Source organism: Acetobacteraceae bacterium (assembly GCA_039613835.1).
GTDB lineage: Bacteria > Pseudomonadota > Alphaproteobacteria > Acetobacterales > Acetobacteraceae > Sorlinia.
Genome location: CP154827.1, coordinates 646,204 through 671,808, shown reverse-complemented (window position 1 = coordinate 671,808; position 25,605 = coordinate 646,204). Strand labels below are relative to the sequence as shown.

The window sequence follows — 25,605 nt, the reverse complement described above, 5'->3', positions numbered from 1 at the left end:
CCCAGATCTCAACCGTGCGCCATGACGGTAATCAGGATAAATGAGGCCGATTTTTCGGGAAGCATCCTGGCCGGGCCAGGGCAATGCACATGTACAGAGGTATGAATATTGCCCTTCCTCACGACTCAAAGCGATTATTATTGAGAATTGTCCACGCCCAATGCGCAACATGATGAGAGAGGTCCTGAAACGTTCATTCTACGTAAGGCAAATTTTTACCTTTGTCTATTTTGTTTAAAAATCAATATGTTAGTAGAGTGTGATTAATTTTTAGGCAAATCGATGCAAAACCTGCTAGGAAGCGCTTTCGGTCAATCTACCAAGTTTTATCCCACAGAGTTTTCCACAGGATCGGTGGATGAAGTTTTGGAGAGGGCGATGGAACGTTCACAGCACTTCGTGCGCTTGCTTCAATTGAAGGTCCGACCAGGTCGATGAGCATTAGCGGCGTCAAAATAACAGCGGCGGAACTGGAAAGCGGTGTCGCCACCGTCCGCGCGGCGTTAAAAACGATCCCGACATCGCCCGGCGTTTACCGGATGCTCGATGCAAAAGGCGCCGTTCTTTATGTCGGGAAGGCGCTCAACCTCAAAAACCGCGTAACATCCTACACGCGTGCGACGCAATTGCGGGAGAGGCTGATGCGCATGGTCTCCATGACGCGACAGATGGAGATCGTCACGACGGCGTCTGAAGCGGACGCTTTGTTGCTCGAGGCGAATTACATCAAGCGGATGAAGCCACGCTTCAATATCCTGCTGAGGGACGATAAATCCTATCCATGGATCATGTTGTCAGGAAATCATCCGTTCCCGCAGGTCAGTAAGCAACGGGGCAAGCCTAAAAAGGACGTGACTTACTGGGGGCCTTTCGCCTCGGCCTGGTCTGTCAACCAGACTTTGAACCTGATCCAGAAGAGTTTTCTGCTGCGCCCATGCAGCGATAGTGAGATGGCGACGCGGACGCGCCCCTGTCTGCTTTATCAAATCAAGCGCTGTTCGGCCCCCTGCGTTGACCGCATCGCGCAGGATGATTATCGCGCCCTGGTTGACGAGGTGCGCCAGTTTCTGTCAGGTAAAAGCACCCATCTGCGAGAAACCCTCGCGACGGAAATGGCTGAAGCGGCCGAGGCGCAGGATTATGAGCGCGCGGCGATGATCCGCGACCGCATACGGGCCTTCTCCGGCTTGCAGGATTCGAGCGTCATCAACCCGGCTTCCCTCCATGATGCGGATATCTTTGCGATCTGGCAGGATGCGGACCAATGCTGCGTCGAGGTGTTCTTCATCCGGGCCGGTCGTAATAACGGCAATCGCGCCCTTTTCCCCGCTCAGACGGATGAGGAAAGTGGGGAAGACATTCTTTCCGCGTTTCTGCTGCAATTTTACGATAGCAAGCCTCCGCCCGAGCTCATCCTTCTGAATCAGCCGCTCAGTGAACCGGCCCTTGTGGCCAGTGCCCTGTCGAAAGCGGCGGGGCACCGTGTGGAGATCATGGTGCCGCAGCGCGGCGAAAAGCGCAGTGTCGTCCTCCATGCAGAGCAGAATGCGCGTGAGGCTCTCGGGCGGCGTCTGGCTGAAAGTGCGGGCACACAGCATCTCTTAAGTGAGACGGCGCGGGTCTTTCATTTAGAGACGCCGCCTGAACGGATTGAGGTCTATGATAACTCCCACATTTCCGGTCGCCACGCTTATGGGGTGATGATTGTCGGCGGCCCGGAGGGATTCCACCGGCGCGATTATCGGAAATTCTCCATCAAATCGGTCCTGACGCCCGGCGATGATTACGCCATGATGCGGGAGGTCATGGAACGTCGCTTCCGAAAAACCAATGACGCGGAGGCCAATCGCAAATATGCGCGGATGCCGGATATTCTGCTGATTGATGGCGGGCAGGGACAATATAATATCGTCAAAAAAGTGCTGGACGAGCTCGGTGTTGAGGGGGTCAAACTCGTGTCGATCGCGAAGGGGCCGAATCGGGATGCCGGGCGCGAATGGTTTTTCACGGATGACCAGCCCCCCTTCCAGCTTCCGGAGAAGGACCCGGTTCTTTATTATCTCCAGCGCCTGCGTGATGAAGCGCACCGTTTCGCGATCACGACTCATCGCGCCAGCCGCTCCGGCGCGATCCGTAAATCTGAGCTGGATCGCATTGAGGGGATCGGCCCCGTTCGGAAGAAGGCGCTTCTGGCGCATTTCGGCTCAGCACGCGCGGTGAAGCAGGCCGGTCTGACGGAACTGACTCAGGCCAAGGGCATTAATATGGAGATGGCGCGCTTGGTTTTCAGCCATTTCCATCCCGACACTGAAATATGAGTCAAAAAAAATCGCGTTGGCCCTGTCTCGAGGTGGCTTTACAGCGTTTTCATGGTATCAGCGAAACTCCAACGTCGAGGGCCTGTGATGCTGACTGACCTTCCGAACCTTTTGACTTTAACGCGAATCGCGACAATCCCATTCCTGGTTGTCAGCATCGCGTTGCAGAACAATGTGGCCAGTGCTGTCGGATGTGTCATTTATATTATCGCCTGTGTGACGGATTACTTTGACGGGATGCTGGCGCGGCGTTGGAAGCAGAATTCCGAAATCGGCCGAATGATGGATCCGATCGCGGACAAGCTTCTTGTCGGCGCGCTGCTGATGGCGCTGGCCGGATATGGCCGGTTGGTGGAGGGCTCCATCTTCGCGGCCATTATCATCCTGATACGTGAAATCCTGATCAGTGGATTGCGGGAATATATGGCCAGCCAGGACCAGACACTCCCTTCCTCTCGCCTCGCGAAATGGAAAACCGGCATTCAAATGATCGCCATTGGGTTTCTCATGGCCGGGAGCGCCAATGGCGCGTGGCAGGTCACCTCATTCGGCTCCGCCCTGCAATTGGGGGCATTCATGTTGTGGCTCTCCGTCATCCCGACGGTTCTCAGCGGGTGGCGCTATCTGACAACCGGTGTGACATATATGCTCGGCGTGACAAACCGGGACCGACTGAGCCGTTGAGGGTGATTGGACAAAAATTCGACATCTGATAAACGGATTGAAGTGATCATTCCCTTGATGGGCCGAGGATTTCGTTAATGAGAAAACTGCTCTTCGTCATCACGCCGCTTTTCTTCAGCGGCTGTTCAGGCCTCGGCACGTTTTTTCATGATACGGTCTCTCTCCCGGGTGCCAACCCCAACCTCCACGCCGGTCGATCAGAGACCATGGCGAAAGTGACCGAAGCACCGGTTTCGGAACTTCCCCTTATGTCGGAAGGAGGAGATATCTGGCCCGGCGCGCCCGACCCGCTTCCCTCGCTTCGGGATGTCTCTCGCTCCTCCCAGTCAATTGCGAAAACCCTTGATGACCCGAACAGCTATTTTGGCCGCATGGCCTCGGGGCGCAAGGAAAATGAAGCTTTGTTTGAAGAGGGAAGTCGCGTCAGTATCGGCGAGGAATTTGCAGTGAAACACGGCGTGATGCGCACGCCGGAAGCCATCACGAGGCAGCCTGTCATTGATCCGTCGAAAAAATATATTGAGCAGGAAAGCGGTATTGTCGAGATCCCGAACGGCGATGGCACATCCACCCTGATTGCGCCTGACGGCACAGTGACGATCCGGAAAAGCAAGAAGAAATGAGCACCTCCGTCGGTTGCGCGGACTAATATTTCCGCAGCAGCGACGTCAATACACCTTGTATCGTGACTCGCTCCGCCGGAAGAATGCGCGTCTCTTAGCGAGGATTGGCAGCCTCCAGCGCGATGGATGGGCCGCGCTTGCGCAGACGCTTTAGTGTCACTTCCTCACCATCAATCAGCGCGACAACAATCTGACCGTTTTCCGCATTCGGTGTTTCCTGGATAATCACCGTGTCCGCATCCATGATCCCGGCACCCTCCATCGAATCCCCGGCGACGATGAGGGCATAATATTGCCCTCTACCCAACATGCTGGCGGGTACCATCGCTGTCTCGCCCGTATCTTTCACCGCTTCAATCAGGACACCGGTAGCGATCCGCCCGAAAACCGGGATCTCAACGGACCCGCCCGATGGGAAATTTTTTGAGGTTTTAAGCGGCGATACGTCCGCTTTACCTTGAAGACCATGCGACGACAGCGGGACGATCTTATCAGCGGGCCCAGGAGGGGGCTTCAGGACTTCAAGCGCCCGGGCACGTTGATGATGGCGCCTGATGAAACCGCGCTCCTCCAAAGCTGTCACAAGGCGATGAATGCCGGATTTAGAATGGAGACCGATCGCAACCTTCATCTCATCGAATGAGGGGGAGAATCCCGTCCGATGAAGATAATCATCGATGAAAGTGAGAAGCTGGTGTTGTTTCCGTGTAAGCATCGTGATCCTCGCTGGGATGGAAACGTAACGCGGCGCTTCTGTTTCCATTTTGTTCTTTTTAAAATTTGTGGCCGTGATACGCAAGCATGCGAGGAATATTTTTGTTTTCACGCTAAAGCTTACGTTAAAGCTTGACGTCGGGCCCACTTCAAGGCAGTTATGCACGCAATCTGACGATGCCACCATGTTTGACCATGGGGCACACCGACACTGTGTTGAGGATCACATGGCTAAGACAAACGTCATCCAGATTCGTCTCGTTTCGACAGCGGATACCGGATATTTCTACGTGACGAAGAAGAATGCGCGCTCCGCCGTTGGCAAGATGGAAGTGCGGAAATATGACCCGGTCGTCCGCAAGCACGTCACATTCCGGGAAGCAAAAATCAAGTAAGCGGGTTGGCACACCGCCCGATCCGGGTTCGCTCAGGTCGGATCTGTGCTGCTTGACGTTCGGCCCTGTTAATAGAGTCGGTCGTTTTTGCCGTAAGGGATCACGAGTTCGTTTTTCTCCGTGAGATTCAACATCACACGGGAGCACTCATCAAGAAGATCCGCATCCAAGGCACGTTCACTCAAACTATTAATACGCTGCTGCCACAACACATACTCATCCTCAGCAGCCTTCTGAGAGGCGATGGCTTTTTGCTTGAGGCCGAGGCGCGCCTCATAAGCGCGCATTCCATGATCGCCCTGCAGCGCATTCCAACAAAAATACGCCGTAAGTCCCAAAAAAACGGTCGGCGGGATGACCAACCGAAAAAACCGACGTATGTGTCGTTGTGCCTGCATATTCTGACCAGTTGGAGAGGCAGCGTTAAGCCGATACTTCGCTGCTCAAAGTTTTAACTCGCAACCTGGGCTTTATTTCGCAATAAGGCCAAAGTTGCACTCTTTACATTATTTAAAGATGGACCGACCTGCGTAAAAACCAGCCGTATCGAGCTCACTCTCAATGCGGATCAACTGGTTATATTTGGCGATACGATCCGAGCGGGAGAGAGAACCTGTTTTGATCTGGCCGCAATTTGTCGCGACGGCGAGGTCAGCAATTGTCGTGTCTTCCGTCTCGCCTGAGCGATGGCTCATGACGCATTTATAACCGTTTCGGTGCGCCAGCTCCATGGCATCGAGCGTTTCCGTCAACGTGCCGATCTGGTTGGGTTTAATCAGGACAGCATTTGTCGTTTTGCCTTCAATGCCTTTGGCAAGGCGCTCTGTATTGGTGACGAAAAGATCATCCCCGACGAGCTGGATTTTATTACCGAGGCGGCGTGTCATTTCAGCCCAACCTGCCCAGTCATCCTCAGCAAGTCCGTCCTCAATCGACCGAATTGCCGGGAATTTGGCGACAAAATCCGCTAGATAACTGATCATGCCGTCAGCATCCAGAACCTTGCCTTCGCCCTGCAGATGATAATGATTGTCCTTGTAAAACTCTGTTGCCGCGCAATCGAGAGCAATCGTGACTTCCTGACCCAGGCGGTAACCCGCAGCCTCGACAGACTGACTGATGAATGTCAGCGCCTCCTCAGCGGATTTGAGGTTCGGCGCAAAACCACCCTCATCTCCCACGTTAGTGTTATGCCCGGATTTGGCCAGATTTTTGCGAAGACAGGTGAAGATTTCGGCACCCATACGCACAGCATCGGACATGGACTTCGCACCGATCGGCTGAATCATGAATTCCTGAATATCGATCGGGTTGTCAGCGTGCTGACCGCCATTGATGATATTCATCATCGGGACGGGAAGCGTGCGGGCGTTTACGCCGCCCAGATAACGATAAAGCGGAACCTCAAGCTCAATCGCGGTGGCCTTCGCTACGGCCAGGGAGACGGCCAATATGGCGTTGGCACCAAAACGGGCTTTGTTTTTTGTGCCGTCAAGGTCATTGATGGCATTGTCGATCGCGATCTGGTCAGACGATTCAGCACCCTGAAGCAACTCGCGGATCTCATTATTTGCAAAGGCAACGGCTTTCGTGACGCCTTTACCGTAATGCCGTGACGGGTCTCCATCTCTCAATTCAACGGCCTCATGCGCACCGGTCGACGCGCCTGAGGGAACAGCCGCTCGACCTTTCGCGCCGGAGGAGAGTTCGACGTCAACTTCAACCGTCGGGTTACCGCGGCTATCTAAAATTTCCCGCGCAACGATATCGATAATGGCGCTCACGATGATGCTCCCTTTGAGTTTGAAATCTTTGCGCAACACAAGTGCGCCTGTTGGCCCTCATGTCAACCAATTAAGAGATATTTAGAGAATAATGACATGGAAAAATATACGGTGCGTCGCCACTATTATCACAACTTGCCGTTTCTTGACATTTGCGCTCTTTACGATTGCGATACAAGTCACGTCGACGCCACTTCTTGGCGCCAAAAGTTTTTGCACCGCGTGGGGTTTTCAGCCGTGCCTGTCAGCCCCGTCCATCTGATGCTGCGTTTTAACGAGGCGATCAATGCGGCTCAGTTTTTCAAGCAGGGTTTGCATCTCAGAAAGCGGCACCATGGTCGGCCCATCGCTGGGGGCGAAATCGGGATTTTCATGTGTTTCGATAAACACGGCCGCCACGCCGATCGCCACCGATGCGGCGGCAAGCGGTGCGACAAATTCCTGCTGTCCGCCTGACGCGCCGCCAAGCCCGCCCGGCTGCTGAACGGAATGGGTGGCGTCAAACACGACCGGATAGCCTGTCTGCGCCATAATGGGCAAACCTCGCATGTCATTTATCAGCGTGTTATATCCAAAACTCGTGCCGCGCTCACACAGCATCAGGCGCTCATTGCCCGTTGAGGCAATTTTGACCGCAACATTTTCCATGTCCCAAGGTGCAAGAAACTGCCCTTTTTTAATGTTGATCGCGGCACCCGTCTCACCCGCCGCCAGGAGGAGGTCCGTCTGACGACATAAAAAAGCGGGTATTTGCAGCACATCCACATAATCGGCGGCGCGTGCGCATTGTTCCGGCGCATGGACATCGGTCAGGACAGGACACCCGAAACGGGCTTTCACATCCGCGAGGATCTGCAACCCCTTCTCCATCCCGACACCGCGCTTACTATTGAGCGACGTACGATTCGCTTTGTCGTAGGAGCTTTTATAGATCAGCCCGATTGAGAGGCTTTTGCAGATTTCCGTCAATTTTTCTGCGACCATCATGGCGTGGTCAGCTGATTCAATCTGACACGGCCCAGCAATTAGCGCGAAAGGGAGCTGATTACCGATTTTGAGGCCCTTAACGTCGATGTTACGCATCGGCTTTCATCCTTTTAACGGCCGCCTCAATAAAGCCAGCGAAGAGCGGGTGAGGGGCAAAGGGTTTGGAGAGATATTCCGGATGATATTGCACACCGATAAACCATGGATGATCAGGATATTCGATCGTCTCCGGCAACACGCCATCGGGTGACATTCCGGCAAAACGGAGCCCCGTCGCCTCAAGGGCGTCGCGATAATGCACATTTACCTCATAGCGATGACGATGACGCTCCCGCACGGTGGTTTCCCCGTAGATCTCCGCGATGCGGGATTTCGGCGTGAGGTTTGCCGGGTAGGCGCCGAGGCGCATTGTGCCACCCAGGTCACCCTGTTCACGCCTTTTCAAGATTTCGTCACCGCGCGCCCACTCCGTCATCAACCCGACAACAGGCTCAGACGACGCGCCAAATTCGGTGGAGGACGCATCCGATATGCCGGCCAGGGTGCGGGCGCATTCAATAACCGCCATTTGCATTCCGAAGCAGATCCCGAAATAAGGGACAGATTTTTCACGCGCATAGCGCACGGCGGCAATTTTCCCTTCAGAACCGCGCAGCCCGAACCCACCGGGCACAAGAATACCATGTGACTGGCTTAACTGCGCCTCGGTCGCGCCGGATTTTTCAAGGTTCTCGGCCTCAATCCACTCCAGTTGGACGCGCACATTATGAGCGATGCCACCATGGAGGAGGGCTTCGATCAGAGACTTATAACTATCAAGTAACGTGGTATATTTGCCCACGATACCGATGCGCACCGTGGCGGAGGGGTTTCGGATCGCGTCAACGACCTTCTCCCATTTACGCAGGTCAGGCGCCTGATCAGCTGGGAGCCCGAAATAGCGCAGAACCTCATCATCCATCCCTTCCGCATGATAGGAAAGCGGACAGGCATAGATCGTGTCGATATCCAGCGCGGCAATCACGGCTTCCGGCTTGACGTTACAGAAATTCGCGATCTTGTGCCGTTCCTGCGATGGGATGGGCCGGTCGGAACGGCAGATCAGCATTTGCGGCTGGATGCCGACATTCTGGAGTTCCTTCACCGAATGCTGGGTGGGCTTTGTTTTTAGTTCACCTGCCGCGGGGATATAAGGCAGAAGCGTGAGATGCACGCACATGGTCTGCGCATGTCCCAGGTCATTCCGCAACTGACGTATGGCTTCCAGAAATGGCAGGCTCTCAATATCACCCACTGTGCCGCCAATTTCGACGAGGACGAAGTCATAATCCTCCGTCCCGGAAACGATGGCGGATTTGATGGCATCGGTAATATGCGGGATCACCTCCACGGTCGCGCCGAGATAGTCACCCCGACGCTCCCGCGCGATCACGTCGGAATAAATCCGCCCGGTTGTCGCATTATCCGCACATGCTGCGTGCACGCCCGTGAAACGCTCATAATGCCCCAGATCAAGATCCGTCTCAGCGCCATCATCCGTGACGAAGACTTCACCATGCTGATAGGGGCTCATCGTCCCCGGATCAACATTAAGATACGGATCCAGCTTGCGCATTCGGACCGAATAGCCTCGGGATTGCAGAAGAGCCGCCAGGGCCGCTGAAGCGATGCCCTTGCCAAGAGAGGAAACAACACCACCGGTGATAAAAACAAATTTTGTCATGGAGGGCTGTCCTACAACGCTTTGGTGTTGAATAGAAGATGGAAGCCCCTGACCATGCTTTAAAAATACCTCACTCTATCTCGAAGGCTTTCCGGCGGGGAAATCCGGCGCGGGATTTTCGGGCAGGGCTGTCGAGGCGGAAGGGCTGGTCGCCAAAATCGAATCGCTGGCATGATGCCCGGCCGCGCCCTGATTAAGGTAGGCGAGTGCAAGGCAGAGCACCATGAACAAACCGGCGAGAATCGCGGTTGCGCGCGTCAGAAGATTGGCGGTGCCCCTGCCGGACATGAAGGAGCCTATACCCTGACCACTCCCGATCCCGAGACCCCCTCCCTCACTCCGCTGGATAAGGATCACCCCGATCAGGGCGATGGTCACAAACACATTTATGATAAGCAGAATGGTCGTCATCAGTAAGTTTCTTTACCTAAATGTCAGTGTCAGGAATTCGGCAAGGCTTGCGACCACCGCCTGAAGCGCCGCCCGTCCGACGCTCTGCCCCGTAATATACGATGAGATCATGATATTGTCATCCGCCAGCGGCGGAAGGTCGTTGCGCCTGCACGTTCAACGATCGCACCGGGCTAGGAGGGTGATCGGTTGATATGGTATCATGACGGGCGATCGTGAGGTGCTGAAGGGGTCCCTGCGGCCTTTAAGTCTGGTCTAATATCTTTTCGCCCTTTATAGGGAGCGCCTTAAGGCTTTCAGTTTCAGCGGGATAATCGATAGAATGATCACCACGCTTAGACACCTCATTGTTGACTCATGGATAGGCCGCATCATCGCGTTGCTTATTTTTGTCGCATTTATCGGATGGGGCGCCAATGACGTGTTCCTGAAACCAGCTTATGATAACCCGAACGTCCTCGCCATGGCGGGCCCATCGAAAATCTCACTTCAGGATTATGAGGCGCACGTGCGGTTAATGGGGGACCGCATCGCCCAGGCCATGGGCCACCACCCCGGAGATAATCTCTCAACGCCGGAAAAACGGCAATTAAGACAGGTTGTCTTCCAGTCCATGCTGAATGAACTGCCAATGCAGGCCCAGGCGCACGCGCAAGGGATGGTCGTGCCGGATAAGATCATCCGGAATAAGGTTTTTTCCATCCCCGCTTTTCAGGATGAGCAACATCATTTCAACCCCGACCGCTTTCATAACTGGCTGCGTAACGCGCAAATGACGGAGCCCGCCTTCATCGATATTGTCCGCCGGGAAGTGGAAAATCTGACGCTGGCCATGGCCATGGCCCGCAACATCACGGCGCCCCATGCCATCGTCGCGCGGTTCGCGGATTATATGACGCAGCGTCATGTTTATGACGTGGCGACTTTCCGCAAACCGGAGGGCGGCAGCCCCCAACCTGCCGCCGATGAGGCCAGTTTTCAGAGATATTACGACAACCACCCCTGGGATTACACAACGCAGGAATACCGCCATGCACGGATCATCCTGCTGGATGCTTCCACATTGCAAAGCGCCGTCACCGCGTCCGCTGCGCAGATCAAGGCACTCTATGACGGTCGGGAAGCCCTATATGACTGGCCCGAGGGGCGTGATATCGCCTATGTCATGGCGAAAGATCACGCACAGATTGAATCCGTCGCCAAAGCCTGGCGGGATGGTGCCTCATGGCAGGACGTGTTGAAACAGTCGAAAGGCGCCATAGCCGACGTGCTGTCCCAGATACCCCAGAGCGCGATCCCCGCGCCGGAGCTTGCCAAGGCCGCTTTCGCCGCCGCGCCGGACATTGTTACGGGCCCGATTTCCTCACCAGGTGGATGGATTGTATTTCGCGTCTCGAAAGTCACGCCCGCACATCATGTCAGCCTTGACGAAGCCAGGGGGGGTCTAGCCAGCGAGATCCGCACGCAGGAGGCCGTTAATCAGCTTCCTGATAAAGTGGCGAAGCTTCAGGATATTGTCGCGGGTGACACGAGCCTTGACCATATCCCCGCTGAACTCGGCGCGCGCCTCGTGGAAGGTGCGCTGACGCGGGAAGGTAGAACAAAGTCGGGCGATGATGCGCTCATCCCGGGGAATGAGGCAGAACGCAAAGCCATCATCGACGCGATTTTCAGCCAGAAACTCAACGCCCCGCCGCGTTTCGTCGCCCTGCCTGACGGGGGTGCCTTCGTCGTCAAGCTCGACCAGGTCGAGCCGGGGCGGCAATTATCTTTTAAGGAATCGCGCGATGCCGTGCTGAAAGCCTGTAACAAAGACGTTTCAAACCGCGCCCTCAACGTCGCGGCCACAGAGTTTTTCACGCAGGCGAAAGAGAAGGGCGGCGTGTCGCACGTGACGGTGCCCGGCCAGGGCGGCCCGCAGATTGAAGCCGGACAGTATGTGACCGTCCAATCGGCTGAGCAGAGTCACGGAGCGTTGCCCTACGCTGTCCTCCAGACCAAAATCGGCGAGACGGCGATGATCGACGTCGATGGGACTTACAAAGTGTTCACGGTAACGTCGCTTCCCGCCGATCCGGTGGCCGCGCACGAGGCCCGTAAGGCATTGCAGAAGATGGCCGATCGGGGTTTGCAGGAGGACGTCATCAATACATTCCGGCAGCGAGCTGCTGAACGGGCGAAGATGCACATCAACCAGCGTCTGCTTAATCAAGTCCTGAGCCGTGAAGGTTCGTAGCGGATCATGGTGAAATGAGTCGCCTTTTCCATGCCGTGATCTCCGCAGACCTGCTCACGCCCGTCGCCGCCTATATGCGTCTCGGACGGCTGTTCCCCGAGCGTTCGGGTGCGGCACCTTATCGCCTGCTTTTCGAAAGCGTCGAAGGCGGCAAGGCGCGTGGGCGCTATTCCGTCATTGCTATGCATCCTGACCTCATCTGGCGATATGAAAAAACTGTCGTCGCGATGAACAAAACGGTTCTTTCCGACGCGAACCGTTTTGAAACCTCAACGCAGAGAGCTTTGCCGTCACTTCGGCAACTCATATGCGATTCCAAAATAGCCCTGCCGGAAGATTTTCCGCCCATGATTGCCGGTCTCTTCGGTTATCTTGGCTATGATTTCGTGCGTGAGATTGAGGACGTGCCCGATACCGGCCTTGATGACCTCCAGGTGCCGGACGGTATATTGATGCGGCCGACCACCTTTGCCGTGTTCGACTCTCTGAGCGACGAGGTTTTTGTCACGGTCATTTCACGGCAGGGTGGTCTGACGGCGGTGGCGGCTGAGGGGCTCTTGGCGCGAGTCCTGACCGCACTGCGCACAAGGCCTGATGATGCGGATGAGCATCTTGAAGCCCCCCCTTCATTGCCCCTCAAGCCGGAACCATCGATCCCAGATGCCGCGTTTGAAGCCAAGGTGCGGGCGGCGCAGGCCCATATCAGCGCCGGTGATGCCTTCCAGATCGTGCCCAGCCGCCGCTTCTCCGTCGATTTCCCCCTCAGTCCGCTGACATTTTACCGTTCGCTCCGGCGCGTCAACCCGGCGCCATTCCTTTTTATAATGGAGCTTGACGGCTACGCACTCGTCGGATCATCGCCCGAGATCCTTGTGCGATTGCGGGATGGCGAGGTCACGTTGCGCCCGCTCGCGGGCACGCGCCCCCGCGGCGCCTCGACGAAAGCGGATCTCATACTTGAGAAAGACCTGCTCGCTGACGAGAAAGAGCGCGCGGAACATCTGATGCTGATTGACCTTGGGCGTAATGACGTCGCACGTGTCTCCCAAATGGGGACAGTGACGGTGCCGCAGCAATTTGTCGTTGAGCGCTATAGTCACGTCATGCATATCTCCTCAACCGTGCACGGCATGATCCGCCCTGAATGTGATGCCGTTGATGCGCTTTGCGCCGCCTTCCCCGCAGGCACGCTGACAGGCGCACCGAAGATCCGCGCGATGGAAATCATCGACGCGTTTGAACCGACCCGACGCGGCCCCTATGCCGGATGCCTCGGTTATTTCGGCGTGAATGGTGAGATGGACACCTGTATCGCCCTGCGCATGGCGGTCATGAAAGATGGGAAGCTGCATGTGCAGGCCGGTTGCGGTGTGGTCTCTGACAGTGTTCCCGCGTTGGAGGAGGAAGAGACGCGGCATAAATCCCGCGCCTTGTTCCGCGCGGCTGAAAAAGCAATGGAAGATGCCTGGGCACGTAACCGATCCTGACAATTGACACCACGAGATAAAGGCACCATGTGCCTATCATGATTCTCCTCATCGATAATTACGATAGTTTCACCTATAATCTCGTCCATTATCTGGGCGAATTGGGCGCGACGTGTGAGGTCAGGCGAAATGATGCCATCACCGTCTATGAGGCACGTGCGCTCGCGCCGGAAGCCATCGTGATTTCCCCCGGCCCCGGCACGCCGGATGATTCCGGTATCTGTTGTGCGCTCGTTGCGGAAATGGGACCTGAAGTGCCGGTGCTGGGCGTGTGTCTCGGGCATCAGGTCATTGGTCAGGTCTATGGTGCGCACGTCGTCCGCGCGCCGCATCCCGTGCATGGCAAGGTGGATCAGATGCATCATGATAGCACGGGCATCTTCACTGATCTCGCCAACCCGACGCGCGCGACGCGTTATCACAGTCTGGTTCTCGACCCGGCAACGATCCCGGCGGATCTCATCGTCAACGCACGCACGAAAGATGGCATCATCATGGGTGTTCACCATCGACATCATCCCGTTCATGGCGTGCAGTTTCATCCAGAGAGCATCGCCTCTTCAGAGGGGAAGTGCCTGTTGGGTAATTTTCTGGCCATGGCGCATCGGGGTCGGGAAGCGCGGCCCTGACACATGATGACGGGATTTATACAAACCTGCCTCATCCAGCTGGCTGAAGGCACACCCTTGACAACCGATCAGGCCCATGACCTCTTCCGCCAGATCCTCTCAGGCGCGGTTGACCCGACGTCACTCGCCGCCATCCTCACGGCCCTGCATCTGCGGCAGGAAACGACGGAGGAGCTGGTTGGCGCGGTGCAGGCCATGCGGGAGGCGGCCATTCCACTTCGCCATCACGCGCCGGAAGCCGTAGATGTATGCGGCACGGGGGGTGACCGGCTGAACACGCTGAACGTGTCAACAGCCGTTGCTTTCGTGCTGGCAGCGATGCAGATCCCCGTGGCCAAACATGGCAACCGCGCCGTCTCATCAAATTCCGGCGCGATGGATGTGCTGTCGGAGCTCGGCATCCATCCCGATGGCAATCTTGATCGCCAGCGTCAGAAGTTGGAGACCCAGAATCTGGCTTTCCTCGCCGCACCCCTGCACATACCGGCCCTGAGTGACATTGCGGAGACGCGCCGCAAACTGGGCTTCCGCACGATTTTCAATATGATCGGCCCGGCCTGCAACCCCGCCAACGTTAAACGCCAGATAATCGGCGTCAGTGACCCGCGATGGATGGTGAAACTGGCGGAAACGACAGGCCGCCTGGGGGGGGTGCGCGTCACCGTCATTTATGGCGAGACGGATCGCGGCATTTCGGATGAAATGACTCTTTCGGGCAAATCCCATCTGGCTGTCTGGCGCGATGGCGGCGTCACGGAATATGAGCTTGACCCCGCCGCGTTATTCGGCCCCCATCAAAAGATCGCGACCCTGGCGGGCGGAACACCGGCGCAGAATGCGCGCGCGCTGATAGAGATGCTGGAGGGCAAAAAGGGTGTCTATCGCGATACGGTCTGCCTGAACGTAGCTATCGCCCTAGACGTTGCAGGCCATGGGGACGTCTTTATTGAGGGGCGCATCTGTCTTGACGCCCTGTCTGAAAATATAGCGCGTGTGGCAAAAGTCATTGACGAAGGCCACGCTCTTGCCGTTATGGAACGAGCGCGCGATATAAATATGTTAATAGCGTAATCACGATGGCTTCATCATCATGGTAGAGGTTATTAAAGCGAGAATGTCGAATAGTTCATCCCATCATCCTGAGTCGGAGCAGGGCGCGGCGTCGCAACATCACGCGCATGAGCCCGACGCGATGGATGTCGGTGACCCCGCAAATACCACGCTTGATCTGGACGCGCCGGCGGAAGTCCCCGATGTGCTCGCGCGGATCTGCGCGCGGATGCGCATTGATGTTGAGCAACGCTCCCAGATCATGCCGCTGAAGGAAATCTCGGCACGCGCGCGGGAGATCGATACGCCAACCCGTGGCTTCGGGCATGCCCTCAAGCAGATGGCGGCCAATTGCCAGGTGGGGCTGATTGCTGAAATCAAGAAGGCGTCCCCCTCCGCCGGTGTCATCCGCCCGAATTACGACCCAGCAATGATCGCGCAATCCTATCAGGCGGCCGGGGCGACATGTCTTTCCGTCCTGACGGAGTCAGCATGTTTTCATGGTGATACGGAGGATCTTGAGCAGGTGCGGGAGGCGTCGACCCTGCCCATCCTGCGTAAGGATTTCATTGTTGACCCGTGGCAGGTCCATGAAAGTCGCATCATCGGCGCCGACTGCATCCTGATCATCTTCGCGGCTTTGACGGATAGTGAGGCGTCGGATCTGATCGCTCTGGCGCGCGGCCTTGACATGGATGTGCTTTGCGAGGTCCACAGTGAGGTGGAACTCACCCGCGCGCTCTCTCTGGACACCGTCCTGATAGGGATCAATAATCGGAACCTGCGCACGCTTAAAACGGACATCCGCACGACATTTGATCTCGCCCCTCTCGTGCCGCCTGACCGTATCGTGATTTCCGAGAGCGGCATCAAGACGCATGAGGATGTGCTGCGGATCGGTGAAGCCGGTGCGTCCGGCCTGCTGGTGGGTGAAAGTCTACTCCGGGAGGAAGACCCTGGCCTTGCGGCGCGACGCCTCATGGGCACGTTGTAAAGTTGACGACGCCATGATGATTTTACTTGGTCAAAACGGCATCGGACATGTCAGCGACCGATGCATATTCAGGAGACGGCCAGCTTGACCCGAACTGCAAAGAAATTGGCGCCTGTTCTGCGCGCCGATGACAATGGTTCACCTCTGAGCCAGGAAGAGACAATCAAAGCCTACCAGCGCATGGTGCTTCTGCGACGATTTGAGGAAAAAGCCGGGCAGCTTTACGGGATGGGCCTGATTGGCGGTTTCTGTCATCTTTATATCGGGCAGGAGGCCGTTGTGACAGGGATTGGCCTTCTCATGAAAGAGGGCGACAAGATCATCACATCCTATCGTGACCACGCGCATATGCTTTCCGTTGGGATGACGGCGCGCGGCGTGATGGCGGAGCTGACAGGGCGGCAGGATGGCTATTCCCGCGGGAAGGGTGGCTCCATGCACATGTTCTCCCGTGAGAAGCATTTTTACGGGGGGCACGGCATTGTTGGGGCGCAGGTCGCGATCGGCACCGGACTGGCCTTCGCCAATAAATATCGCGGCACGCAGGAAGTCGGGATCGCCTATTTCGGCGAGGGTGCAGCGCAGCAGGGACAGGTTTTTGAGAGCTTCAATTTCGCCGCCCTGCATAAGCTTCCCTGCATCTATGTGATCGAAAATAATCGCTACGGTATGGGCACCAGTGTTGAGCGCTCTTCCGCGGCGAAAGACCTCTCACAGCTTGGTCGTCCGTGGCAGATCCTGAGCCTTAAGGTGGATGGGATGGATCTGTTCGCCGTCCATCAGGCGGCCGGGGAGGCCATGGCCCATTGCCGCGCAGGTAAGGGTCCCTTCCTGCTGGAGATGGAGACATATCGTTATCGCGGCCATTCCATGTCCGACCCGGCACGCTACCGTGATCGGGCGGAGGTGGATGAAATGCGCAAGACGCGTGACCCGATTGAGCATATTAGGAAATATCTCTCCAAACAGGGCGTGGCGGATAGCGTGTTTAAAAAGATAGAGGATGACGTCAAGGCGGAGGTCAATGACGCCGCGCAATTTGCGCAGCAAAGCCCCGAACCGGGAATTGACTCATTATGGACCGACGTGTTGGTGGAGTACTGAAGAATGGCGACGACAATTACCATGCCGGCGCTTTCCCCCACCATGACGGAAGGCAGATTGGCCCGTTGGGTCAAGCAATTGGGAGACCGCGTCCAATCCGGCGATGTCATTGCTGAAATTGAGACAGATAAGGCGACGATGGAAGTTGAAGCCGTGGAAGACGGCATTCTGTCGCGGCTTCTGGTGAAAGAAGGGACGAAAAACGTCGCCGTCAACGCCCCGATCGCGATCCTCTCCCAGGATGGCGAGTCTGTGGACGATGCGCTTCCCGTAAATGCTCCACCCGTCACAGAAAGCGCGACTATTTCCTCACCTCCTGCGCCGCCTGTCACTCAAGGGGGTGCCGAGGCTGACAGGGATTGGGGGGCGACTGAACTCATCACGGTGCGTGAGGCTTTGCGTGACGCCATAGCGGCGGAGATGACGCGGGATGGTGATGTCTTCCTGATGGGGGAAGAGGTCGCACAATATCAGGGGGCTTATAAAGTCTCTCAAGGGCTGCTTGAGCGCTTCGGTGAGAAACGGATGATCGACACCCCGATCACCGAACATGGTTTCACAGGCATGGCGGTGGGCGCGGCCTATACGGGTCTCAAACCGATCGTCGAGTTCATGACAATGAACTTCTCGATGCAAGCCATTGATCATATTATAAATTCAGCCGCTAAAACGCTTTATATGTCAGGCGGACAGCTCAATTGTCCGATTGTCTTCCGGGGGCCGAATGGCGCGGCGTCGCGCGTGGCGGCCCAGCACTCGCAATGTTACGCAAGCTGGTATGCGCATGTGCCGGGCCTCAAAGTTGTGGCACCATGGTCAGCCGCCGATGCGAAAGGGCTTCTGCGCGCCGCCATACGCGACCCTAACCCTGTCGTTTTCCTTGAGAATGAGATTCTTTACGGCCAGAAATTTCCGTGCCCCGTCGATGAGGATTTCATTCTGCCCATCGGCAAGGCTAAAATTGAGCGTGAGGGCAAGAATGTCACCCTTGTCGCCTATTCCATCATGGTGGGCGCCGCGCTTGAAGCGGCTGAAAAACTCGCTGAGCAGGGCATTGAGGCGGAGGTTATCAATCTACGCAGTCTCAGGCCGCTCGATACGGCGACAATCATTGAGAGCGTCAGCAAAACCCATCATGTCGTCTCCGTTGAGGAAGGCTGGCCTGTCGCAGGCATTGGTGCTGAAATCTGCGCCGTGATCTGTGAAAAGGCGTTTGACGAGCTTGATGCACCGCCCGCTCGCGTTTGCGGGCTTGACATCCCGCTGCCATATGCGAGCAATCTGGAGAAGCTGGCGCTTCCCCAACCGGATTGGGTTGTTGAAGCCGTGCGTAAACTTTTTTAAGGCGTTTCGATTATGGTGACCTCTATCCTGATGCCGGCCCTCTCTCCCACTATGACGGAGGGGACACTCGCCAAATGGCACGTCAAAACCGGCGACCGCGTGCAAAGCGGTGACCTGATTGCTGAAATTGAAACGGACAAGGCCACGATGGAAGTCGAGGCCATTGACGATGGCATTATCGGTCGCATCCTTATTGCGGAAAAGACGGAGAACGTTGCGGTAAACACTGCCATTGCCGTTCTCCTGGCTGAGGGAGAAGACCCGTCAGCGACCCCCAAAGCCGATGCGCGCGCCCCGGAAGCGGCAAAACAAGCCGGTAAACCTGCCGCTGAAGCACCCGAAAAACCTGCGGCGTCGCAGGCCGAAGCGACCGCCCCGCGTGTCAAAGCCTCCCCTTTGGCGCGACGCATCGCGAAAGCGGGGCAGGTTGATCTCAGCTCCGTCAAAGGCACGGGTCCGCACGGGCGCATCGTCAAACGGGACGTTGAAAGCCACACAGGGGATGCCCACCCCGCCACGCGGCAGGGTGAGCACCCGATCGCGACGGGTCGCAAAGGCATGTTTGAGAGGAAGCCATCCACGTCGGTCCCCCATTCCGGTATGCGGAAGGTCATTGCGCATCGCCTGACTGAATCTAAACAATCCGTGCCGCATTTTTATGTGTCGATGGATGTTGAGCTGGATGCGCTGTTGAAACTTCGCACAGAGCTCAACGCCGTCATGCCCGATGAAAAAGGTGCGGCTGTCAAGATTTCCGTCAATGATATGGTGATCAAGGCCGCGGCCCTGGCGCTCCGGAAAGTGCCCGGCGTCAATGTCAGTTTCACTGAAAATGAGATGATTCAACATCATGTCGTCGACATTTCCATCGCGGTGTCCGTGCCGGGTGGGCTGATCACCCCTATTTTGAGGGACGCAGATCGGCTGAGCCTTCGGGAAATCAGTATTGAGATGAAGCAACTCGCGCAGAAGGCACGCGGCGCGAAGCTTCAGCCTGAAGAATATCAGGGTGGCACCTTCTCAATCTCTAATATGGGAATGCGTGGCGTCAAAGAATTTGCCACCATCATCAATCCGCCCCAATCCGCGATATTGGCGGTTTCCGCCGGAGAGAAACGGGCTATCGTGCGTGACGACGCGCTCGCCATCTCGACGGTTATGACCGTGACATTATCTGTCGATCACCGCGCCGTTGACGGTATTCTCGGCGCGGAATGGCTCGAAGCCTTCCGCCATATTGTGCAAAATCCTTATCTCCTGGTGGTCTAGGCTTATGGATAAATTTGACATTGTGATTATCGGTGGCGGCCCGGGCGGGTATGTCGCCGCCCTGCGGGCTGCACAGTTGAAACTGAAAGTGGCGGTGGTCGAGGAGACACATCTCGGCGGCATCTGCCTCAATTGGGGCTGCATCCCCACGAAAGCTTTGCTTCGCGCTTCCGAGATCCATCATCAGCTTCATAATCTGACAGGCTTCGGATTTTCAGCGGATAACATCCAGTTTGACATTAAAAAGATTGTTGAGCGCTCCCGTTCCGTTTCACGGCAGCTCTCCAAAGGCGTTGCGCATCTTCTGAAAAAAGCAAAAGTCACCGTCTATGAAGGCAGGGGCGCGCTTGATGTTCAGAATGGTGGTGATCACATCGTCGCAGTGACGCAACAGGGCAAGGTGGCGGGTCAAATCGCTGCCCGCCACGTCATCCTCGCGACGGGCGCGCGCGCGCGGCAGCTTCCGGGGCTGGAGACGGGCAGCAAAACAATCTGGTCCTATCGTGAGGCCCTCGCGCCCGATGCGGTGCCGAAGCGCCTTCTTGTCATCGGCACGGGCGCGATTGGCGTGGAGTTCGCGTCATTTTACCGTCAGATGGGCGCGGAGGTGACACTTATTGACGTCGCTTCGCGCATTCTCCCCGTTGAAGATGAGGAAATCAGCGCGCTGGCTGAGAAAGCCTTCACCAAGCAGGGGATCAAGATCATCACATCGACGCAGGTTGGTGCGCTGAAGCAGCAGGGTGATCATGTCACGGCCCATATTGAGGTGAAAGATCAGGCTACCGACATCACGGTGGACCGCGTCATTGTGGCGGTCGGCATTGTTGGTAATGTTGAAAATCTCGGCCTTGAGAAGACGAAAGTTAAACTCGAGAAGACGCACATCGTCACGGATGGCTATGGCAGGACGGCTGAAGAAAATATCTGGGCCATTGGCGACGTTGCCGGCGCACCCTGGCTGGCGCACAAGGCGTCTCATGAGGGCATTATTGCTGTCGAGAAAATCGCGGGCCTCCATCCGGAAAAACTGCATCCCCTCAACATCCCTGGCTGCACTTTCAGCTACCCGCAAATTGCCTCTGTGGGCCTGACGGAGGCGAAAGCGAAAGAGGCTGGTCGTGCACTAAAGGTCGGGCGCTTCCCCTTTATCGGGAATGGCAAAGCGCTGGCGATGAGGGAGACGGAGGGACTCGTCAAAACCATCTTCGACGCGGAGACGGGGGAACTCCTCGGCGCGCATATGATTGGCGCGGAAGTCAACGAGATGATTCAGGGTTACGTCATCGCCAAAACCGGTGAATTGACGGAGGCCGAGCTAAAGGAAACGGTTTTCCCGCATCCAACCATCTCGGAATCAATGCATGAAGCCGTCCTTGCAGCCTGGGGAGGCGCACTCCATTTCTGACTCCGTCATGCAACGCATTGTCATTGACCACCGAAAGGGCAGGCCCCCCGCAGAGCGCCATCCAGAGAAAGCGCATCGGCCGGATAACGCTGTGCAGCGTAAACCGGACTGGATCCGCGTGCGCGCGCCGAGCAGCCCTGTTTATCAGGAGACGCGCAAGCTCATCCGCGACAAATCACTTGTCACAGTGTGCGAGGAGGCGGCTTGCCCCAATATTGGTGAATGCTGGTCGCAACGTCACGCCACCATGATGATTATGGGCGATATCTGCACGCGCGCCTGCGCTTTCTGCAATGTCGCGACCGGACAGCCAGCCGAATTGGACCATGATGAGCCTCGTCGGGTTGCCGATGCTGTGGCGAGTCTGGCGCTGCGGCATGTCGTCATCACCTCCGTTGATCGGGACGATCTTGCAGAAGGGGGCGCTGCCCACTTCGCCGCCACCATCCGTCATATTCGCGCCGCCTCCCCGGCGACCACGATCGAGATTTTAACTCCTGATTTTTTGCGTAAAAACAACGCTTTGGATGTTGTCATTGGCGCAAAGCCGGACGTTTTCAATCACAATATCGAGACTGTTCCACGCCTTTATCCGTCCATCCGTCCCGGCGCGCGTTACTACCAATCCCTGAAATTGCTCGACCGTGTCAAACAGCGTGATCCGGAAATCTTCACGAAATCCGGCCTGATGCTGGGGCTGGGTGAAGACAGGATGGAGGTGTCGCAGGTCATGGACGATTTCCGCATCGCTGATGTCGATTTCCTGACGTTGGGACAATATCTCCAACCGACACCGAAACACACTTCGGTCGCGCGCTTTATCCCGCCGGATGAATTCGACTCCTACGCGGCGGTCGCGCGCAGCAAGGGCTTTTTGCAGGTCAGCGCCAGCCCGTTGACGCGTTCCTCTTACCATGCTGACTCCGATTTCGCCGCTCTCAGAACGGCGCGGCAGCAAATTCTCCAGCGTGACGCGAAAGCCTGATCCATGCCCACTCATGCCGAACAGCAGATCGTCGCCTACACGCCTGAACAACTTTTTGACCTCGTTGCGGATGTCGGTAAATATCCGGCCTTCCTGCCATGGTGCCTGCGTTCGGTCGTCAAATCCTCGACGGAGCAGGAGCTTGTCTCCGATCTCACTGTGGGTTTCGGGCCGTTTCAGGAGACATTTACCAGTCGCGTGACGCTGGACCGCCCCTCCCGTATCCGGGTTCGATATGAAAAAGGGCCGTTTCGATATCTCAATAATGTCTGGCAGTTCATCCCCGATGCGCGCGGGACACGCGTCGATTTTTTCGTGGATTTCGAATTCCGCTCACGCCTGTTGCAAAATGCCATCGGCGTCGTCTTCAATGCGGGCGTGCGATTGATGGTCTCGGCCTTCATACGCCGGGCGCGGGAGATTTACGGCCCCCCGATGATCCCTGTGCGGGATGACGTTTCTAAATAAAGGGCCGCACGCGCATCATGACGGCAATTTCAGGCATCGCCTTGAACTTGCACGAAACTTTAACGTTTCCTTCAACGACCTAGACTAGAACGGAACATGCTTCCGCGATCCTCTCATCCAGTCTCAGAAGGATTTCATGATGAAAAACCTCTATCTTTTCGCGGCTGTCGCTGCTTTCGCGCTGCCGGTTCAGGCTTTTGCAGCACATCATATGAACCATCATAGTAATTGGAAATCTGCGCATCACTGCAAACATAATGCACGCCATTGCATGACGCGTCACGGTGCCACTCGTGGAAGCGACTCCACTGAAGCCCTCAATGCACGCAGCCTTGACCAGGCGCGTATGGGTGCACCCGTCAATCAAACGCCGCCCGGCGCGCCGATGGTAAAGCCGACCCTGCCATCCGTGAACACGAATGACCCGGCTTATGGCACACCCCCGTCAGCCATGGGCCCTTCCGCTTCTGTGCCTCGGTAAATAACGGAATGCGGGCGCGAGCCTGCTGACCCTGTCTTAAAAGGCGGTCCAAACGGGCCGCCTTTTTTATTGGCTGTAAAATTCAGGCTGATTGCGCATCACGCGCTTCGGCCCCGCGGATCAGCAACTCAAGCGCATGTTGGGCGGCCGCCTTACGGACGGCTGTGCGATCTCCCTCAAAATGACGTGTCTCACAAATCGGGCGGGTACCGTCATCATCCGCGAGGCAGAAGCACACCGTGCCCACCGGCTTCTCATCCGTTCCACCGTCAGGCCCTGCAATGCCGCTGATGGCAATCGCGAGATTGGCCTCGACGGCGCAATCCAGCGCGCCAATGGCCATCTCGACGACAACCGTCTCACTGACGGCGCCATCCCTGTCCAATGTGCGGCGATCCACCTCAACAAGATCCTGCTTGAACGTGTTGGAGTAAGTAATCAGCCCCCCCTCCACGACGTCAGACGCACCCGCATGTGCGGTCAGGAGGGACACGACCATGCCGCCTGTGCAACTCTCAACTGCCACGACCCTCAAACCCCTTTTTCGCAATACCTCAATTGTCGTGTCGGCAAGCTTGAGGAGTTCGCGATCATTGACCATTTTCAGCCTCCACTTCGAGAATTTTGAAGTTTTCCATCACACGTTGAATATAGGCGCGCGTTTCCGCAAAAGGCACGTTCTCCACCCAGTCAATCACATCCCCATTACGCGACTCCGGGTTGATCGCCCGGGCCTGCAACCAGCGTTTGGCGCGGGTCGGGCCGGCATTATAGGCAGCGAGAACAATCGGCGGCATCTCCTTCAGCTGGCCGAGCAGGTAACTGAGATAGGCCGTTCCGAGCTGCATATTGAGCTTGGGGGTTTTAAGAGCTTCCGTCGTCAGCTTCCTGGCGTTGGGCACACCAACCTGATGCGCCATGTCGCGCGCCGTGCCCGGTAGCAACTGCATCAGTCCGACCGCCTGGGCAGGGCTGATGATATCAGCGTCGAAACTGCTTTCCTGACGCGCGACAGCCCAGGAGAAAGCCGCCGGAAACGCACCGGGAGGCACGGTAACGTCAGGATGCTGCCACCCTTCCGGATAGAGCGCCACACCCTGCGCACCCGCCCTTCGAGCGGCAAAAACGGCGGGCCGGTAAATCTTCATCCTGACGGACGTCCGGGCAATAGCCACCATCTCAGCCGGGCTTTCAGCATTGACCCATGCTGCGAGGAGAAACACATCCGCATCATCAATACGTCCCTCCGAAGCCAGATAGCGTGCCGCCTGGATCAGATCCGGTCGGGAAGGGGCCGTAGCGGCCACTGGGGGCAAAGCTCTCAAAGCCTTGCACAAGTCGGGGAAAGATGTTTCCGTCAGGCGGAAGTAACCTTCCTCATGATTAAGCGCGGCAATCGCCAACTGGCCATAATAAGTCGTCGGAAAGCGCGCCGCCTTCTGAAGCATCTGCGTTCCGACCCCTTTATCACCTTGCGCCAGCTTGGCCTGCGCCATCCAGTAATCGCCCCGTGCGCGCTGGATGATATTGGTCTGACGCGTGAGGAGGGCGAATTCATGCTCAGCTTCGGTGTAATCATGCGTTTGTTTCAGGGCCATCCATCCGGCGAGAAAATGCGCGTCCAGATTTGCCGTCGTCGCGCCGCCCGGCCGGGGGGCACTCACCATCGCAAGGGCGGAAGGTACATCCTGCGCCGCGAGGAGGTCATAGGCCAAGCGCAGCCTCTCCTGCATCCAGCCATGAGAGGGATGCGCTGCCTGCACGGTGAAAGCCGTTTTTTTCCATAATCGCACGGCTTCATCCTGTCGCCCCGCCAGGCGTAACCATCGCAAGTAGGGAAGAAGCACGCGTGACCGATGCTGGAGGGCCGGGGGAAGGGCGTTAAATTGCGCCTCAACCGTCGCATCCTTGGTCGCGAAAGCCAGTTCAACCGGGGCCGCCCGGCGATTCACACCCGATAAACGCGCGATCTGCCGTCGGGCCGCCACATAGCGACTGCGCGACATCAGCGCATGAAAACGCCTTACTTGCGCGGTTTGATCCGGGATTGAACCGATGAGGTTGAGTAGCATCGTCTCCTCACCCTCACGCTCCCGCCCGGATTCCCATATTCTGATTGCCTGATCATGCGTGTCAGTAAGATAGGGACCGCAGCGATTAAGTGCCGGCACGTCGGAAAGAGGGAAGAGGGGACAATAGCGCGAGAGATCGTTCGTCCTATTTGTGACCGATATTTTCGCCTGAAAACGCGCCAACAGGGCCGGGCGCCGTGGCCAGAAGGGGCGTTTACTCAGAAATGCAGCATATTCTGACAAGGTCGGGTTGTTGCGCGTATCCATCAACGCGACCCATTGATCCACCCGGACTTTGACCGATGAGGTCGGCGCATTTTGGGCGGCGGCCGTAACAGCCGGTTGGGAGAGCGATAATATCACGCCCAGTAAGGCGCCCATCGAAGTGCGGCACGCGGTGGGCATCCTGGCAGATCGTCTCATATTTTCCTCTTTTCCG

The 25,605-nt window shown here is 56.7% G+C and carries 23 protein-coding genes and 1 pseudogene; 16 read left to right on the top strand and 8 right to left on the bottom strand.

Annotation, left to right across the window (positions count from 1 at the left end):
* Window positions 1–434 precede the first annotated feature (434 nt).
* The 3 genes from uvrC (at window position 435) to AAYR33_03745 (ending at window position 3,625) form a co-directional block, all read left to right on the top strand.
* Window positions 435–2,318, top strand: coding sequence for an excinuclease ABC subunit UvrC (gene uvrC / locus AAYR33_03755; protein XAO72041.1), 1,884 nt, complete (start codon window positions 435–437; stop codon window positions 2,316–2,318).
* Window positions 2,319–2,405: 87 nt separating this feature from the next.
* Complete coding sequence (gene pgsA / locus AAYR33_03750; protein ID XAO72040.1) at window positions 2,406–3,002, top strand: CDP-diacylglycerol--glycerol-3-phosphate 3-phosphatidyltransferase; 597 nt, start codon at window positions 2,406–2,408, stop codon at window positions 3,000–3,002.
* Window positions 3,003–3,079: 77 nt separating this feature from the next.
* Complete coding sequence (locus AAYR33_03745) at window positions 3,080–3,625, top strand: hypothetical protein (GenBank protein ID XAO72039.1); 546 nt, start codon at window positions 3,080–3,082, stop codon at window positions 3,623–3,625.
* A 22-nt stretch (window positions 3,626–3,647) separates the two neighbouring features.
* Here the strand turns inward: AAYR33_03745 and lexA are convergent.
* Window positions 3,648–4,340 (bottom strand): annotated as a pseudogene (lexA, locus tag AAYR33_03740) (transcriptional repressor LexA).
* Between the two features lie 226 nt (window positions 4,341–4,566).
* On the opposite strand from lexA, the gene rpmG reads away from it, so the two are divergent.
* Complete coding sequence (gene rpmG, locus AAYR33_03735) at window positions 4,567–4,734, top strand: 50S ribosomal protein L33 (GenBank protein ID XAO72038.1); 168 nt, start codon at window positions 4,567–4,569, stop codon at window positions 4,732–4,734.
* A gap of 68 nt (window positions 4,735–4,802) precedes the next feature.
* On the opposite strand, the gene AAYR33_03730 is transcribed toward rpmG, so the two are convergent.
* From AAYR33_03730 to secG, 5 genes are all read right to left on the bottom strand, one after another.
* The gene (locus tag AAYR33_03730; protein XAO72037.1) at window positions 4,803–5,021 is read right to left on the bottom strand and encodes a septation inhibitor protein; all 219 of its coding nucleotides are present in this window, start codon (window positions 5,019–5,021) and stop codon (window positions 4,803–4,805) included.
* Between the two features lie 219 nt (window positions 5,022–5,240).
* Window positions 5,241–6,518 carry a phosphopyruvate hydratase gene (eno, locus tag AAYR33_03725; GenBank protein ID XAO72036.1) on the bottom strand — a complete coding sequence of 426 codons (1,278 nt, stop codon included), beginning with the start codon at window positions 6,516–6,518 and terminating at the stop codon, window positions 5,241–5,243.
* Between the two features lie 231 nt (window positions 6,519–6,749).
* Window positions 6,750–7,601, bottom strand: a complete 852-nt coding sequence (gene kdsA / locus AAYR33_03720) for a 3-deoxy-8-phosphooctulonate synthase (GenBank protein ID XAO72035.1) — start codon at window positions 7,599–7,601, stop codon at window positions 6,750–6,752.
* Window positions 7,594–9,228 (bottom strand): CTP synthase, encoded by a 1,635-nt coding sequence (locus AAYR33_03715; GenBank protein ID XAO72034.1) that lies wholly within the window; start codon window positions 9,226–9,228, stop codon window positions 7,594–7,596. Before AAYR33_03715 ends, kdsA begins: the two co-directional genes overlap by 8 nt.
* A 75-nt stretch (window positions 9,229–9,303) precedes the next feature.
* Entirely contained in the window at window positions 9,304–9,639 is a 336-nt protein-coding gene (secG, locus tag AAYR33_03710; protein ID XAO72033.1) for a preprotein translocase subunit SecG, read from the bottom strand.
* A 322-nt stretch (window positions 9,640–9,961) separates the two neighbouring features.
* Between secG and AAYR33_03705 the strand changes: the two genes are divergently transcribed.
* The 12 genes from AAYR33_03705 to AAYR33_03650 all read left to right on the top strand — a co-directional run bounded on the left by AAYR33_03705 (window position 9,962) and on the right by AAYR33_03650 (window position 23,094).
* A complete protein-coding gene (locus tag AAYR33_03705) occupies window positions 9,962–11,875 on the top strand; it encodes a SurA N-terminal domain-containing protein (protein ID XAO72032.1) in 1,914 nt (637 codons plus the stop codon).
* Between the two features lie 14 nt (window positions 11,876–11,889).
* A complete protein-coding gene (locus AAYR33_03700; GenBank protein ID XAO72031.1) occupies window positions 11,890–13,362 on the top strand; it encodes a chorismate-binding protein in 1,473 nt (490 codons plus the stop codon).
* A gap of 38 nt (window positions 13,363–13,400) precedes the next feature.
* Window positions 13,401–13,991 carry an aminodeoxychorismate/anthranilate synthase component II gene (locus AAYR33_03695; GenBank protein XAO72369.1) on the top strand — a complete coding sequence of 197 codons (591 nt, stop codon included), beginning with the start codon at window positions 13,401–13,403 and terminating at the stop codon, window positions 13,989–13,991.
* 6 nt (window positions 13,992–13,997) lie between these two features.
* Window positions 13,998–15,062: an anthranilate phosphoribosyltransferase gene (gene trpD, locus AAYR33_03690; GenBank protein XAO72030.1), complete on the top strand. Its 1,065-nt coding sequence runs from the start codon at window positions 13,998–14,000 to the stop codon at window positions 15,060–15,062.
* A 121-nt stretch (window positions 15,063–15,183) separates the two neighbouring features.
* On the top strand, window positions 15,184–16,035 hold the full coding sequence (trpC, locus tag AAYR33_03685; GenBank protein XAO72368.1) for an indole-3-glycerol phosphate synthase TrpC: 852 nt from the start codon (window positions 15,184–15,186) through the stop codon (window positions 16,033–16,035).
* Between the two features lie 84 nt (window positions 16,036–16,119).
* Window positions 16,120–17,139, top strand: coding sequence for a pyruvate dehydrogenase (acetyl-transferring) E1 component subunit alpha (gene pdhA / locus AAYR33_03680; GenBank protein ID XAO72029.1), 1,020 nt, complete (start codon window positions 16,120–16,122; stop codon window positions 17,137–17,139).
* Between the two features lie 3 nt (window positions 17,140–17,142).
* Entirely contained in the window at window positions 17,143–18,483 is a 1,341-nt protein-coding gene (locus tag AAYR33_03675; GenBank protein XAO72028.1) for a pyruvate dehydrogenase complex E1 component subunit beta, read from the top strand.
* A gap of 12 nt (window positions 18,484–18,495) precedes the next feature.
* Window positions 18,496–19,752 carry a pyruvate dehydrogenase complex dihydrolipoamide acetyltransferase gene (locus tag AAYR33_03670; protein ID XAO72027.1) on the top strand — a complete coding sequence of 419 codons (1,257 nt, stop codon included), beginning with the start codon at window positions 18,496–18,498 and terminating at the stop codon, window positions 19,750–19,752.
* A 4-nt stretch (window positions 19,753–19,756) separates the two neighbouring features.
* Window positions 19,757–21,160, top strand: a complete 1,404-nt coding sequence (gene lpdA / locus AAYR33_03665) for a dihydrolipoyl dehydrogenase (GenBank protein ID XAO72026.1) — start codon at window positions 19,757–19,759, stop codon at window positions 21,158–21,160.
* Window positions 21,117–22,145, top strand: a complete 1,029-nt coding sequence (gene lipA / locus AAYR33_03660; protein ID XAO72025.1) for a lipoyl synthase — start codon at window positions 21,117–21,119, stop codon at window positions 22,143–22,145. Before lpdA ends, lipA begins: the two co-directional genes overlap by 44 nt.
* Window positions 22,146–22,148: 3 nt before the next feature.
* A complete protein-coding gene (locus AAYR33_03655) occupies window positions 22,149–22,613 on the top strand; it encodes a type II toxin-antitoxin system RatA family toxin (protein ID XAO72024.1) in 465 nt (154 codons plus the stop codon).
* Window positions 22,614–22,749: 136 nt separating this feature from the next.
* Window positions 22,750–23,094 (top strand): hypothetical protein, encoded by a 345-nt coding sequence (locus AAYR33_03650; protein ID XAO72023.1) that lies wholly within the window; start codon window positions 22,750–22,752, stop codon window positions 23,092–23,094.
* Window positions 23,095–23,176: 82 nt separating this feature from the next.
* Here AAYR33_03650 and AAYR33_03645 read toward each other — a convergent pair whose 3' ends face one another.
* Both AAYR33_03645 and AAYR33_03640 read right to left on the bottom strand, forming a co-directional pair.
* Complete coding sequence (locus AAYR33_03645) at window positions 23,177–23,695, bottom strand: CinA family protein (protein XAO72022.1); 519 nt, start codon at window positions 23,693–23,695, stop codon at window positions 23,177–23,179.
* Window positions 23,685–25,589: a lytic transglycosylase domain-containing protein gene (locus AAYR33_03640; protein ID XAO72021.1), complete on the bottom strand. Its 1,905-nt coding sequence runs from the start codon at window positions 25,587–25,589 to the stop codon at window positions 23,685–23,687. Before AAYR33_03640 ends, AAYR33_03645 begins: the two co-directional genes overlap by 11 nt.
* Between the last annotated feature and the right edge of the window lie 16 nt (window positions 25,590–25,605).

Excerpts from the sequence above, each read along its gene's own strand:
- uvrC (XAO72041.1), top strand. The coding sequence starts at position 435 with ATGAGCATTAGCGGCGTCAAAATAACAGCGGCGGAACTGGAAAGCGGT.
- pgsA (XAO72040.1), top strand. The coding sequence starts at position 2,406 with ATGCTGACTGACCTTCCGAACCTTTTGACTTTAACGCGAATCGCGACA.
- AAYR33_03745 (XAO72039.1), top strand. The coding sequence starts at position 3,080 with ATGAGAAAACTGCTCTTCGTCATCACGCCGCTTTTCTTCAGCGGCTGT.
- rpmG (XAO72038.1), top strand. The coding sequence starts at position 4,567 with ATGGCTAAGACAAACGTCATCCAGATTCGTCTCGTTTCGACAGCGGAT.
- AAYR33_03730 (XAO72037.1), bottom strand. The coding sequence starts at position 5,021 with ATGCGCGCTTATGAGGCGCGCCTCGGCCTCAAGCAAAAAGCCATCGCC.
- kdsA (XAO72035.1), bottom strand. The coding sequence starts at position 7,601 with ATGCGTAACATCGACGTTAAGGGCCTCAAAATCGGTAATCAGCTCCCT.
- AAYR33_03715 (XAO72034.1), bottom strand. The coding sequence starts at position 9,228 with ATGACAAAATTTGTTTTTATCACCGGTGGTGTTGTTTCCTCTCTTGGC.
- secG (XAO72033.1), bottom strand. The coding sequence starts at position 9,639 with ATGACGACCATTCTGCTTATCATAAATGTGTTTGTGACCATCGCCCTG.
- AAYR33_03705 (XAO72032.1), top strand. The coding sequence starts at position 9,962 with ATGATCACCACGCTTAGACACCTCATTGTTGACTCATGGATAGGCCGC.
- AAYR33_03700 (XAO72031.1), top strand. The coding sequence starts at position 11,890 with ATGAGTCGCCTTTTCCATGCCGTGATCTCCGCAGACCTGCTCACGCCC.
- AAYR33_03695 (XAO72369.1), top strand. The coding sequence starts at position 13,401 with ATGATTCTCCTCATCGATAATTACGATAGTTTCACCTATAATCTCGTC.
- trpD (XAO72030.1), top strand. The coding sequence starts at position 13,998 with ATGACGGGATTTATACAAACCTGCCTCATCCAGCTGGCTGAAGGCACA.
- trpC (XAO72368.1), top strand. The coding sequence starts at position 15,184 with ATGGATGTCGGTGACCCCGCAAATACCACGCTTGATCTGGACGCGCCG.
- AAYR33_03675 (XAO72028.1), top strand. The coding sequence starts at position 17,143 with ATGGCGACGACAATTACCATGCCGGCGCTTTCCCCCACCATGACGGAA.
- AAYR33_03670 (XAO72027.1), top strand. The coding sequence starts at position 18,496 with ATGGTGACCTCTATCCTGATGCCGGCCCTCTCTCCCACTATGACGGAG.
- lpdA (XAO72026.1), top strand. The coding sequence starts at position 19,757 with ATGGATAAATTTGACATTGTGATTATCGGTGGCGGCCCGGGCGGGTAT.
- lipA (XAO72025.1), top strand. The coding sequence starts at position 21,117 with ATGAAGCCGTCCTTGCAGCCTGGGGAGGCGCACTCCATTTCTGACTCC.
- AAYR33_03655 (XAO72024.1), top strand. The coding sequence starts at position 22,149 with ATGCCCACTCATGCCGAACAGCAGATCGTCGCCTACACGCCTGAACAA.
- AAYR33_03650 (XAO72023.1), top strand. The coding sequence starts at position 22,750 with ATGATGAAAAACCTCTATCTTTTCGCGGCTGTCGCTGCTTTCGCGCTG.
- AAYR33_03645 (XAO72022.1), bottom strand. The coding sequence starts at position 23,695 with ATGGTCAATGATCGCGAACTCCTCAAGCTTGCCGACACGACAATTGAG.
- AAYR33_03640 (XAO72021.1), bottom strand. The coding sequence starts at position 25,589 with ATGAGACGATCTGCCAGGATGCCCACCGCGTGCCGCACTTCGATGGGC.